Raw genomic sequence first — 13,981 nt, 5'->3', positions numbered from 1 at the left:
AAAGCCTCGGCGAAAGCCGGGAACGCCTCGTACAACTCGGCGCCCATCCCGACCCGCTGGCTCCCCTGCCCCGCGAACAGGAACGCCGTCCGACCAGCCGTACCGGCCACGCCGACCACCGACCGCACCGCAGACCCACCCCGCGACAGCGCCTCCAGACCCGCGCAGAGCTCGTCCCGCCCCGAACCCACCAGCACCGCCCGATGCTCGAACACCGAGCGCGTGGTCGCCAGCGAGAAGCCCACGTCGACCGGGGAGAGCTCCGGCTCGGCGGCCACCCGGGCCAGAAGACGTCCGGCCTGCTCGCGCAGCGCCTCCGCCGTCCGGCCGGACAGCGTCCAGGGCAGCACCACGGGAGACCCGGCCGGCTCCTCGGCCGCCGCCGTCTCGGTGGCGGGAGCCTGCTCCAGGATCGCGTGCGCGTTGGTACCGCTGAAGCCGAACGAGGACACACCGGCCCGGCGCGGCTCGCCGGTCTCCGGCCAGGGCTGCTCCTCGGCGAGCACCCGCACCGAGCCCTCGGCCCAGTCGACGTGCGGGGACGGCTCACCGGCGTGCAGGGTCCGCGGCAGCACTCCGTGCTGCATGGCCAGCACCATCTTGATCACACCGGCGACACCGGCGGCCGCCTGGGTGTGGGCGAGGTTGGACTTGACCGAGCCGAGCCAGAGCGGGCGGTCCTCGGGGCGGTCCTGGCCGTAGGTGGCGATCAGGGCCTGGGCCTCGATCGGGTCGCCGAGGACCGTGCCGGTGCCGTGCGCCTCGACCGCGTCGACCTGACGAGACGTCAGCTGCGCGTTCTCCAGTGCCTGGCGGATCACCCGCTGCTGGGACGGGCCGTTCGGCGCGGTGAGGCCGTTGGACGCGCCGTCCTGGTTCACCGCCGTACCGCGCACCACGGCAAGGACCGGGTGCCCGTTGCGGCGCGCGTCCGACAGCCGCTCCAGCAGCAGCATGCCGACGCCCTCGCCCCAGCCGGTGCCGTCCGCGTCGGCCGAGAACGCCTTGCAGCGCCCGTCGGCGGCCAGTCCGCGCTGGCGGCTGAAGTCGACGAACGCCTCGGGGGTGGACATCACGGTGACACCGCCGGCCAGGGCCAGCGTGGACTCACCGGAACGCAGCGACTGCACGGCGAGGTGCAGCGCGACCAGGGAGGAGGAGCAGGCCGTGTCGATGGTGACGGCCGGCCCTTCCAGGGCCAGGGCGTATGCCACCCGGCCGGAGGCGATGCTGGCGGAGCTGCCGGTGCCCAGGAACGCCTCGACGCCCTCGGGGACGGAGTGCAGCCGGGCGGCGTAGTTGTGGTAGATGACACCGGCGAAGACACCGGTGCGGCTGCCGCGCAGCGTGGCCGGGTCGATGCCCGCCCGCTCGAACGCCTCCCAGGAGGTCTCCAGCAGCAGGCGCTGCTGCGGGTCCATGCCCAGCGCCTCGCGCGGCGAGATGCCGAAGAACGCCGGGTCGAACTCGGTTGCCCGGTGCAGGAATCCGCCCTCGTTGACGTACGAGGTGCCCGGGTGCTCGGGGTCCGGGTGGTAGATGGAGTCGAGGTCCCAGCCGCGGTTGACGGGGAATCCGTCGACAGCGTCGCGGCCCTCGCTGACCAGCCGCCAGAGCCCTTCCGGGGAAGTGACGTCGCCGGGGAACCGGCAGCTCATTCCGACGATCGCGATCGGCTCGTGGTCCGCCGCCTCCACCTCCTGGAGACGCTGGCGGGTTTGGGCCAGATCGGCCGTGACCCACTTGAGGTAGTCACGAAGCGTTTCTTCATTCGCCATTAAATGCCCACCTCTTCAACGCATCCAGTCGGCTCACGTCGTTTCGACGGATTTCACCGACAGGAACTCGCAGCTCTCTCGGCAACGGCCGACGACATGCAGGAAAGCCCCTGGGCGAAGTTGTCGGCAACTTCGGGCACCAGGAGCTTCGCCGGGATCGCCTATTGCAATTCGCGATCCGAGATTATGGTTCGGCCGGATCGGGCCTCAACCCCTATCCGGCCCCTAGGGGCCACCGCTTCGGCAATAGCCGGAATATGGGCCGCCCCGGAAAAGCGGGGACGGCTACGGGCCGACGTACCCGGCCGCGAGGACGGGGAACCCTGGGCGTCGCGGCCAACGCGGCCGGCCCCGGCCCGGACACCGATGGCGTCCGGGCCGGGGCCGCATCCGCGGACCGCGGTCAGCGGTTCGCGCCGAGCGGTCAGCCGTCCGCCTGCGACCGGCCGAGCTGCTCGTGGATGAAGGCGAACAGTTCCTCGTCCGAGGCGCCCTTGAGCTGCTCGGTGTCGACGGCCGGAGCCGCCGGCTCGGTGGCGGCAACGGCGGACAGTCGGCCGAGCAGCGCCTGGAGCCTGGCCGCCAGCGTGGTGCGGGCCTCCCCGTCAGGCACCGGGGTGGCGTCGAACGCGGCCTCCAGGCGGTCGAGTTCGGCCAGCAGCGGCTCCGTCGGGGCGGCCGGAGCGGTCTCGGCGAGCAGCAGCTCGGCGAGCGCGGCGGGGGTCGGGTGGTCGAAGACCAGGGTCGCGGAGAAACGCAGTCCGGTGGTCGCGTTCATCCGGTTCCGCAGTTCGACGCCGGTGAGGGAGTCGAAACCCAGCTCCTTGAAGGCCCGTTCGGGCTCGACTGCCTCCGGTCCCGGATGTCCGAGCACGGCCGCGACCTGGGTGCAGACCAGCTCCAGCAGGAGCTTGCGGCGCTCCTCCTCCCCCAGCCCGGCCAGGCGCTGTTCCAGGCTCGGGCCCTCGGCCGCGGCGGCGGCCGCCGCCCGTACGGCGCGCCGCACCGGCGTGCGCACCAGGCCGCGCAGCAGCGGCGGTACGGCGGCCGGGTCGGCGTTGCGCAGCCCGGCGACGTCCAGGCCCATCGGGGCGAGGGCGGGCCGGCCGACGGTGGCGGCGGTGTCGAGCAGGGCCAGGCCCTGGGCGGAGGCGAGCGGGGTGATGCCGCCCCGGGCCATCCGCTGCAGGTCGGCCTCCGACAGCGTGCCGGTCATGCCGCTGCTCTCCGCCCACAGGCCCCAGGCCAGCGAGAGGCCTGGCAGGCCGGACGCGCTGCGCTGCCTGGCCAGGGCGTCGAGGAAGGCGTTGGCGGCCGCGTAGTTGCCCTGCCCGGCGCCGCCGAAGGTACCGGCGACGGAGGAGAACAGGACGAACGCCGCGAGGTCGGCGGAGGCGGTGAGCTCGTGCAGGTTGAGCGCGGCGTCCACCTTGGGCCGAAGCACGGTGTCCACCCGGTCGGGGGTGAGGGAGGCCACCACACCGTCGTCGATGACTCCGGCGGTGTGCACCACCGCGGTGAGCGGGTGGGCGAGCTCCGCGAGCAGGGCGGCGAGGGCGTCGCGGTCGGCGGCGTCGCAGGCCGCGACGGTGACCTCGGCTCCCAGCTGCTCCAGTTCGGCGGCGAGTTCGGGCGCGCCGGGGGCCTGGAGGCCGCGCCGGCTGGTGAGCAGCAGCCGGCGGGCGCCGTGTTCGGTGACCAGATGACGTGCCACCAGGGCGCCGAGGGTGCCGGTGGCGCCGGTGACCAGGACGGTGCCCTGCGGGTCCAGCGGGGCGGGCACGGTGATGACCACCTTGCCGATGTGCTTGGCCTGGCTGACGTGGCGGAACGCCTCGGGAGCCCGGCGGATGTCCCATGCGGTGACCGGGAGGTGCCGCAGGGCCCCCTGCTCGAACAGGGCGATCACGGCGGTGAGCATCTCGTTGATGCGGTCCGGACCGGCCTCGATCAGGTCGAAGGCCCGGTAGCGGACGCCGGGGTGCTCGGCCGCGACCTGCTCGGGGTCCCGGATGTCGGTCTTGCCCATCTCGACGAAGCGTCCGCCGCCCGGCAGCAGGCGCAGCGAGGCGTCGACGAACTCGCGGGCGAGCGAGTCGAGGACGACGTCCACGCCCCGCCCCCCGGTGGCGGCCAGGAAGCTCTGCTCGAAGGCGAGGTCGCGGGAGGAGGCGATGTGCAGGTCGTCCAGCCCGAGTTCGCGCAGGGTGCCCCACTTGCCCGGGCTGGCCGTACCGTAGACCTCGGCGCCGAGGTGGCGGGCGAGCTGGACAGCGGCCATGCCGACGCCGCCTGCGGCGGCGTGCACCAGGATCGACTCGCCGGCCCGCAGGTCGGCGAGGTCGATCAGGGCGTAGTACGCGGTGAGGAACACCACGGGGACGGACGCGGCCTCGGGATACGTCCACTCCTCGGGCATCTTGGCGACCATGCGCCGGTCGGTGACGGTGACCGGCGCGAAGCCGCCGGAGAGCATGCCGAACACCCGGTCGCCGACGGCGAGATCGGTGACTCCGGGGCCGACCTCCAGGACGACGCCCGCGCCTTCGAGGCCGAGCAGTCCGGCGTTGCCCGGGTACATGCCCAGGGCGTTGAGCACGTCGCGGAAGTTGAGTCCGGTGGCGCGGACGCCGATCCGGATGTATCCGGGGTCGAGCGGTGCCACGGCGGCCGGGAACTCGATCAGCCGGAGGTTCTCCAGGGTGCCCTTGACGGGGATGCCGAGCCGCCAGGCGACGGCGTCCTCGGGCGGGGTGAGGGCCGCGTCGACGGGGATCCTGGCCAGGCGGGCGGCGTGGCAGGTGCCCTGGCGGATAGCCAGTTCCGTCTCGGTGGCGGCCAGCGCCCCGGGGACGGCGGCGATCGAGGACCCGGCGGTGTCCAGGTCGAGCAGCACGAAGCGGTCCGGGTTCTCCGACTGGGCGGACCTGATCAGGCCCCACACCGCAGCCTGCGACAGGTCGGCGAGCTCCTCGCCGGCGGCCGTCGCGACGGCTCCCCGGGTGACCAGGACCAGGCGGGCCCCGCCGAACGAGCCGTCGGCCAGCCAGGCCTGTGCGAGCGCGAGGGCCCGGTGGGTGGCGGCGCGTACGGCGTCGGCGGTCGGCGCGGCGGTGGTCCGCTCCGCCGGGACGAAGGGGACGAGCACCGTGTCCGGGGCGGGCGCACCCGCCTTGACGGCTGCGGCCAGCGCGGCGAGGTCGGCGTACTCCCCGGTCTCGATGCCGGCCTTGCGCAGGTCGGCGGAGAGCTCGGCACCCTGGACGACGGCCCAGCGGCCGGCCGTGCCCGCCGTCGCCGGGAGCGCGGTCCACTCGACCTCGAACAGCGAGTCGTGGTGGGCGGCGCGGGCTTCGCGCAGCTGCTCGGTGGCGACCGGGCGCAGGACCAGGGACTCCACGGTGGCCACCGGTGCGCCGGTGCCGTCGGCGAGCGCGAGGGCGACCGAGTCGGTCCCCTGCGGGGTGATCCGGACCCGGAGGGTGGTCGCCCCGGCGGCGTGCAGGGTGACGCCGCTCCAGGCGAACGGCAGTCGTCCCTGCTCGGCGCCGGTCTGCTGGAGGAAGGTGCCGTGCAGCGCGGCGTCCAGCAGTGCGGGGTGGACTCCGAACAGGCTGCCGTCCGACTCGGCGTGCTGCGGCAGGGCGACCTCGGCGAAGATCTCCTCGCCGCGCTGCCAGGCGGCGGTCAGGCCCTGGAAGGTGGGACCGTAGGCGAATCCGCCGCCGGCCAGGCGCTCGTACAGTCCGGTGACCTCGACGGCCGTGGCGTCCGCGGGCGGCCAGACGGTGAGGTCGGCCGGCTCCTGGTCCGGGACGCCGTCGGCGAGCGCGCCGCTGGCGTGCCGGGTCCACGGCTCGTCGGGGTCGGAGTCCTCGGCGCGGGAGTACAGGCTGAACGGCCGGGTGCCGCTCTCGTCCGCCGGGTTGACCCAGAGCTGGAACTGGCGCGCGCCGGTCTCCGGCAGGACGAGCGGTGCCTCCAGGGTGAGTTCGGCCAGCCGGTCGCAGCCGACCTGGTCGCCGGCCCGGACCGCGAGCTCGACGAAGGCGGTGCCCGGGAGCAGCACGGTGCCCGAGACGGCGTGGTCGGCCAGCCAGGGGTGGGTGTCCAGGGAGAGCCGGCCGGTGAACAGGTAGCCGTCCGACTCGGCCAGCGGGGCGGCGGCGCCGAGCAGCGGGTGCTCGGGGGCGACCAGACCGGCGGAGGCGACGTCGACGGCCCACAGCGCGGGCGCCTCCAGCCAGTACCGCTCGCGCTGGAAGGCGTAGGTCGGCAGGTCGGCGCGCCGCGCGCCGGTGCCCGCGTACACGGCCTGCCAGTCCAGCTCCACGCCACGGACGTGCAGTTGGGCCAGCGCGGTGGTGAAGCTCTGCGCCTCGGCGCGGTCGCGGCGCAGGACGGGGGTGAACACCGCGTCCTCGCTCACGCACTCCTGGCCCATCGCGGAGAGGGTCCCGTCCGGGCCCAACTCCAGGAAGGTGCGGACGCCTTCGCGCTCCAGGGCCTGGATGGCGTCGTGGAATCGGACCGCCTCGCGGACGTGGCGCACCCAGTATTCGGCGCTGCGCAGCTCGTCGCCGAGCTCCCCGGTGAGGGTGGAGACGATCGGGATGCGCGGTTCGGCGAAGGTCAGACCCTCGACGACGGCCCGGAACTCGGCCAGCATCGGCTCCATCAGTGGCGAGTGGAACGCGTGGCTGACGGTGAGCCGCTTGGTCTTCCGCCCCTGGGCCGCCAGTTGCTCCGCGACCTCGAGAGCCGAGGCCTCGGCACCGGAGATCACCACCGAGTTCGGCCCGTTGACGGCGGCGATCCCCAGGTCGTCGGTGAGCAGCGGCAGGACGTCGGCTTCGGCGGCCTGGACCGCCACCATGGCTCCGCCGGTGGGCAGTTGCTGCATCAGGCGGCCACGGGCGGCCACCAGCTTGGCGGCGTCCCCGAGCGAGAGCACCCCGGCGACGTGCGCGGCGGCGATCTCACCGATCGAGTGCCCGGCCAGGAAGTCCGGCCGCACACCCCACGACTCCACCAGGCGGAACAGCGCCACCTCGATCGCGAACAGCGCGGGCTGGGTGTACCCGGTCTGGTCCAACTCCTCGCCGCCGAACACCACCTCGCGCAGCGGACGGTCCAGGTGCCGGTCCAGCTCCGCACAGACCGCGTCGAAGGCCTCGGCGAAAGCCGGGTGGCTGTCGTACAGCTCTGCGCCCATACCGGCCCGCTGGCTGCCCTGACCGGTGAACAGGAACGCCGCACGGCCGGTGCCGGCCGCTGTCAGGCCCTCCACCAGGTTGCCCGCCGACGCTCCGCGGGCCAGGGCCTCCAGGCCGCGCAGCAGCTCGGCCGGGTCGCTGCCGACCACGGCGGCGCGCTGTTCGAGGCGGGCGCGGGTGGTGGCCAGGGACCAGCCGATGTCGGCCAGGTCGATCCGGCTGTCGGCCAGCTGCTGGTGCAGCCTGGCCGCCTGGGCGCTCAGCGCCTCGCGGGTCTTCGCGGACAGCACCCACGCCACGGTGCCGGGGCGGGTCTCGGGCCGGCTGCTCTGCCCGGTGTCCTGTGCGGGAGGCTGTTCGATGATCGCGTGGGCGTTGGTGCCGCTGACGCCGAACGACGAGACACCGGCCCGGCGCGGCTGGCCGGTCTCCGGCCACGGCTGCGCCTCGGTGAGCAGCGAGACCGCGCCCGCCGACCAGTCCACGTGCGGGGACGGCTCGCTGACGTGCAGGGTCTGCGGCAGCACACCGTGCCGCATCGCCATCACCATCTTGATCACGCCGGCCGCGCCGGCGGCGGCCTGGGTGTGGCCGAGGTTGGACTTGATCGAACCCAGCCAGAGCGGCCGGTCCTCGGCGTGCTCCTGGCCGTAGGTGGCCAGCAGCGCCTGCGCCTCGATCGGGTCGCCCAGGGTGGTGCCGGTGCCGTGCGCCTCGACCGCGTCCACCTGGTCGGCGGACAGTCCGGCGTTGGCCAGGGCCTGGCGGATCACCCGCTGCTGCGAGGGGCCGTTCGGCGCGGTCAGGCCGTTGGAGGCGCCGTCCTGGTTCACTGCCGTACCGCGTACGACGGCCAGCACCGGGTGGCCGTTGCGGCGGGCGTCCGACAGCCGCTCGACCAGCAGCATGCCCACGCCCTCGGCCCAGCTTGTCCCGTCCGCGTCGGCGGAGAACGACTTGCAGCGGCCGTCCGCGGCGAGCCCGCGCTGCCGACTGAAGTCCACGAAGGTGTCCGGCGTGGACATCACCGTGACACCGCCGGCCAGCGCCAGCGTGCACTCGCCCGAGCGCAGCGCCTGGCTCGCCAGGTGCAGGGCGACCAGCGAGGAGGAGCAGGCGGTGTCGACGGTGACCGCCGGACCCTCCAGGCCGAAGGTGTAGGACACCCGGCCCGAGGCGACACTGCCGGAGCTGCCGGTGCCCAGGTAGCCCTCGACGCCCTCGGGGATCGCGGGGAGCCGGGAGACGTAGTCGTGGTACATCACGCCGGCGAACACGCCGGTACGGCTGCCGCGCAGGCTGGTCGGATCGATTCCGGCCCGCTCGAACGCCTCCCAGGACGCCTCCAGCAGCAGCCGCTGCTGCGGGTCCATGGCGAGGGCCTCGCGCGGGTTGATGCCGAAGAAGGTGGGGTCGAAGGCGCTGGCGTCGTGCAGGAAGCCGCCCTGCTGGGCGTAGGAGGTGCCCTGACGCTCGGGGTCGGGGTCGTAGAGCGCGTCCAGGTTCCAGCCTCGGTCGGCGGGGAAGTCGGAGATGCCGTCGCCGCCCTCGGACACCAGCCGCCACAGGTCCTCCGGAGAGGTCACCCCACCGGGGTAGCGGCAGGCCATGCCGATGATGGCGATCGGGTCGTCGTCCCCGGCGGCCGTCGTGGCGGCGGCAGCGGCCACCGCCTCGACCGAGCCGAGCAGTTCGCCGCCCAACTGCTCGGCCAGGGCGGCCGGGGTCGGGTAGTCGAAGACCAGGGTCGCGGGCAGCCGCAGTCCGGTCGCGGCGTTCAAGCGGTTGCGCAGCTCGACGGCGGTCAGCGAGTCGAAGCCCAGCTCCTTGAAGGCGAGTTGGGGCTCGATCGCGTCCGCTCCGGCGTGGCCGAGCACTCCGGCGACGTGTGCCGTGACCAGGGCGAGCAGCGCCTTCGCCCGCTCGGCAGCCGGGATGGCGGCCAGCTGCTGGGCGAAACCGCCCTCACCGGCGTCGGCCGCCTGCGCGGTGCGCCGGGCCGGTGCGCGGACCAGCCCTCGCAGCAGGGCGGGCAGCGCCGGGGAGGCGGCCTGGCCGCGCAGCGCGGTGAGGTCGAGCCGCATCGGGACGTACGACGCGCCGCCGAGGGCGGTCGCGGTGTCCAGCAGCGACAGGCCCTCGCGGGAGGACAGTGCGGCGACACCGGCCCGGTTGATGCGGTCGAGGTCGGCGGTGTCCAGGGTGCCGGTCATGCCGCTGCGTTCGGCCCACAGGCCCCAGGCCAGCGCGGTGGCGGGCAGGCCGGCGGCCCGGCGGTGGTGGGCGAGCGCGTCCAGGAAGGCGTTGGCGGCGGCGTAGTTGGCCTGGCCGGGTCCGCCGAGGGTGCCGGCGGCGGCCGAGAACAGCACGAAGGCGGAGAGGTTCTGATCCTTCGTCAGTTCGTGCAGGTGCCAGGCCGCGTCCGCCTTCGGGCGGAGCACGGTGTCGACCCGCTCGGGGGTGAGCGAGGAGACGATGCCGTCGGCCAGGACGCCTGCGGTGTGCACCACCGCGGTCGGGCGGTGCTCGGCGATCAGCGCGGCGAGGGCCGCGCGGTCGGCGACGTCGCAGGAGGCCAGGGTCACCTCGGCGCCGGACTCGGCGAGTTCGGCGAGGAGTTCGGGGGCTCCGGCGGCCTCGACGCCCCGGCGGGAGACCAGCAGCAGCCGCCGGACACCATGTGCGGTGACCAGGTGGCGGGCGACCAGCGCGCCGAGGGTGCCGGTGGCGCCGGTGACCAGGACGGTGCCTTCGGGGGCGAACGCCGGGGTCTCGGCATCGGCTGCGGTCACCCGGGCGAGCCGGGGTACGTGGACGGCTCCGCCGCGGAGTGCGAGCTGCGGCTCATCGGCCGCGACGGCGGCCGCGAGGGCCTGCCGGGAGCGCTCGTCGGCGTCGAGGTCCACCAGGACCAGGCGGTCCGGGTGCTCGGACTGCGCGGAGCGGACCAGTCCCCAGACGGCGGCGGCGCCGAGGTCGGTGACGTCCTCTCCGGGTGTGACGGCCATCGCGCCACGGGTGGCCAGCACCAGGCGGGCGTCGGCGAAGCGCTCGTCGGCCAGCCACTCCTGCACCAGGACGAGTGCCCGCCGCACCGCCGCGTGCGCGGCCTCGGCACCCTCGCCGGGCTCGGTGGCGACCACGGTCAGCACCGTGTCGGGGCGCAGCGCGGGGTCGGTGTGCGCGGGCAGACCGAGGCCGAGCGTGTCCTCGCCGAGCAGCGCCCAGCGGTCGAAGGAGGCGTCCGGGCCGGCGAGCGGGGCGGGCTGCCACTCCACGGTGAACAGCGACTCGTGGTGCACCGCCCGCGCGGCGTGCACCTGGGCCGCCGAGACCGGGCGCAGCAGCAGCTTCTCCACGGTGGCGACGGGCGCGCCGGTGGCGTCCGCGACGGTGACGGTGACGGCGTCCTCACCGGCCGGGGCGAGCCGGACCCGCAGGGTGTCGGCGCCCGAGGCGTGCAGGGTGACGCCGCTCCAGGCGAACGGGAGCCGCCCGGACTCGCTGGGGCGCAGCAGGGTGCCCATGCCGACGCCGTGCAGGGCCGCGTCGAGCAGCGCGGGGTGCAGGCCGAACAGGCGGGCGTCGGCCTTGGCCTGCTCGGGCAGCCGCACGTCGGCGAAGATCTCGTCGCCGAGCTGCCAGGCGGCGCGCAGGCCCTGGAAGACTGGGCCGTACCCGAATCCGGCCTCGGCCAGGTAGTCGTACAGGCCCTCGGTCTCGACCGGGACGGCGCCGGCCGGCGGCCAGCTGTCCTGGCCGAGCGGCTCGCCGCTACGGCCGGCGTTGGCGAGGACACCGGTGGCGTGCCTGGTCCAGGCGTGCTCGGCGGTCCGGACGGCACCGTCCTCGGGCTCCGGGCGGGAGTGCAGGGTGAAGCTGCGGCTTCCGGTGGCGTCCGCCTCGCCGACGGCGAGCTGGAGCTGGACGGCACCGCGCTCGGGCAGCACCAGCGGGGCTTCCAGGGTCAGTTCGGCGAGCCGGTGGCAGCCGACGTGGTCGCCGGCGCGGATGGCGAGTTCGACGAAGGCGGTGCCGGGCAGCAGGACGGTGCCCATGACCGCGTGGTCGGCGAGCCAGGGGTGGGTCTGCAGCGAGAGCAGTCCGGTGAACAGCACGCCGTCGGCGTCGGCGAGCGCGACTGCCGCGCCGAGCAGCGGATGGTCGGCGGCTCCGAGACCGGCGGAGGTGATGTCGCCGAGCCAGCCGGCCGGCGGCTCGGGCCAGTGGCGGCGGCGCTGGAACGCGTAGGTGGGCAGCGCGACCCGGCTGCCGCCCCAGTCGGCCGACACGGCCTTCCAGTCGGGCGCGGCGCCGTGGACGTGCACCCGGGCGAGCGCGGTCAGCAGCGACTGCCGCTCGGGGCGGCCGGCCCGCAGCGCGGGCACCAGGGCGACGTCGTCCCGGTCCTCGGCGAGGCAGTGCTGGGCCATCGCGGTGAGGACGCCGTCGGGGCCGAGTTCCAGGTAGGTGGTGACGCCGCTGTCGTCGAGCCTGCGGACCGCGTCGAGGAAACGGACCGCCTCGCGGACGTGGCGGACCCAGTACTCCGGCGAGCCGATCTCCTCGGCGGACAGCGAGGCGCCGGTGACGGTGGAGACGATCGGCAGGCGCGCGGGCCGGTACTCCAGGCCCTCGGCGACCTCGCGGAAGGCGTCCAGCATGCCGTCCATCAGCGGCGAGTGGAATGCGTGGCTGACGGTGAGCCGCTTGGTCTTCCGGCCGAGCTCCTCGAAGTGGCCGGCGACCGCCAGGACTTCGCCCTCGGCGCCGGAGACCACCACGGCGGTGGGCCCGTTGACGGCGGCGATGCCCACCTCGGCGGTGAGCAGCGGCAGCACCTCGTCCTCGGCGGCCTCGATCGCCACCATCGCGCCGCCGGCGGGCAGTTGCTGCATCAGGCGGCCGCGCGCGGCGACCAGCGCGGCGGCGTCGGCGAGCGACCACACGCCGGCGACATGGGCGGCGGCGAGCTCGCCGATCGAGTGGCCGGCCAGGAAGTCGGGGGTCAGGCCCCAGGACTCGACCAGGCGGAACAGTGCCACCTCGACGGCGAACAGCGCGGGCTGGGTGTAGCCGGTCTGGTCGAGCTCCTCGCCGCCGAAGACCACCTCGCGCAGCGGGCGCTCCAGGTGCGCGTCGAACGCGGCGCACACCTCGTCGAACGCGGCGGCGAACGCCGGGAACTCGCGGTGCAGCTCCTGGCCCATCCCGGCGCGCTGGCTGCCCTGACCGGTGAACAGGAAGGCGGTGCGGCCGTCGGCGGCGGCGACGCCCTGGACCAGGTTGGGGGCGTCCTCGCCGGCGGCGAGGGCGTCCAGTCCGGCCAGCAGCTCGGCGCGGTCGGTGGCCAGGACGGCGGCCCGGTGGTCGAGGGCGGCTCGGGTGGTGGCCAGCGAGTGGGCCAGATCGGCCTGGCCGAGGTCGGGGACGGTGTCCAGGTGGGCGCGCAGCCGGGCGGCCTGGGCGCGCAGTGCCTCAGCGGTCCGGGCGGAGACCAGGTGCGGCAGCAGCCCGGCGGCGGGCTGCCGTTCCTTGGACTCGGCGGCCTGCTCGGGAGCCTGCTCGATGATGGTGTGGGCGTTGGTGCCGCTGACGCCGAAGGAGGAGATGCCGGCGCGGCGCGGCTCACCGGTCTCGGGCCACGGCCGGGCCTGCTCCAGCAGCGCGACGCCGCCCGAGGACCAGTCCACGTGTGGCGAGGGCTCGTCCAGGTGCAGGGTCTTCGGCAGGGTGCCGTGCCGCATCGCCATGACCATCTTGATCACGCCAGCGACACCGGCGGCGGCCTGGGTGTGACCGAGGTTGGACTTCACCGAGCCCAACCACAGCGGCTGGTCCTGGGGGCGCTCGAGACCGTAGGTGGCGAGCAGGGCCTGGGCTTCGATCGGGTCGCCGAGGACCGTGCCGGTGCCGTGCGCCTCGACCACGTCGACCTGGGCCGGGGTCAGCCCGGCGGAGGCCAGCGCCTGGCGGATGACGCGCTGCTGGGACGGACCGTTGGGGGCGGTCAGGCCGTTGGACGCGCCGTCCTGGTTGACGGCCGAGCCCCGGATCACGGCCAGGACCGGGTGCCCGTTGCGCTGGGCGTCGGAGAGCCGCTCCAGCAGCAGCACGCCGACGCCCTCGCCCCAGCCGGTGCCGTCGGCCGCGGCGGCGAAGGACTTGCAGCGGCCGTCGGCGGCGAGACCGCGCTGGCGGCTGAACTGGACGAACGCGCGCGGGCTGGACATCACCGTGACACCGCCGGCCAGCGCCAGCGAGCACTCCCGCTGGCGCAGGGCCTGCACGGCGAGGTGCAGCGCGACCAGCGAGGAGGAGCAGGCGGTGTCGACGGTGACCGCCGGGCCCTCCAGACCGAAGGTGTAGGACACCCGGCCGGAGAGCACGGCCGCCGAGTTGCCGGTGAGGGTGTAGCCCTCCACGCCCTCGGGGACGTCGTACAGCAGATCGCCGTAGTCCTGGCCGTTGGTGCCGGCGAAGACGCCGGTCCGGCTGCCCTTGAGCGAGGTCGGGTCGATCCCGGCCCGCTCCAGCACCTCCCAGGATGCCTCCAGCAGCAGGCGCTGCTGCGGGTCCATGCCGAGCGTCTCGCGCGGTGAGATGCCGAAGAACGCGGCGTCGAACTCCGGTGCGCCGTAAAGGAATCCGCCCTGACGGGCGTGGCTGGTGCCCTGCTTCTCCGGGTCCTCGTCGAAGAGCGACTCGATGTCCCAGCCGCGGTCGGTCGGGAAGTCGCCGATCGCGTCGCGGCCCTCGTCCACCAGCTGCCACAGCTCCTCGGGGGAGTTCACTCCGCCCGCGAAACGGCAGCTCATCGACACCAGGGCGATCGGCTCGGAGTCCCCCGACTCCGCCTCGCGCAGCCGCTGACGGGTCTGGTGCAGATCCGCCGTGACGCGCTTCAGATAGTCGAGGAGCTTTTCCTGATCCACTGTTGGAACCTCACCAAAAGATGTCGATGACTGCGAGTTGTTGCGGGCGGAG

Annotated in this window: 2 protein-coding genes; both read right to left on the bottom strand. The window is 74.4% G+C overall.

Translation table 11 applies throughout. The features are described 5' to 3' along the window. On the bottom strand, positions 1-1,778 hold a 1,778-nt coding region (locus ACZ5ON_RS33665), incomplete at its 3' end, for a type I polyketide synthase (protein WP_465600733.1). Positions 1,779-2,202: 424 nt separating this feature from the next. Beyond that, positions 2,203-13,929 carry an SDR family NAD(P)-dependent oxidoreductase gene (locus ACZ5ON_RS33660; protein ID WP_465600730.1) on the bottom strand — a complete coding sequence of 3,909 codons (11,727 nt, stop codon included), beginning with the start codon at positions 13,927-13,929 and terminating at the stop codon, positions 2,203-2,205. Positions 13,930-13,981: the final 52 nt, after the last annotated feature.

Source organism: Kitasatospora sp. NPDC032150 (assembly GCF_055579945.1).
The sequence above is the reverse complement of the archived record's forward strand: the minus strand, read 5'-3'. Positions and strand labels throughout refer to the sequence as shown.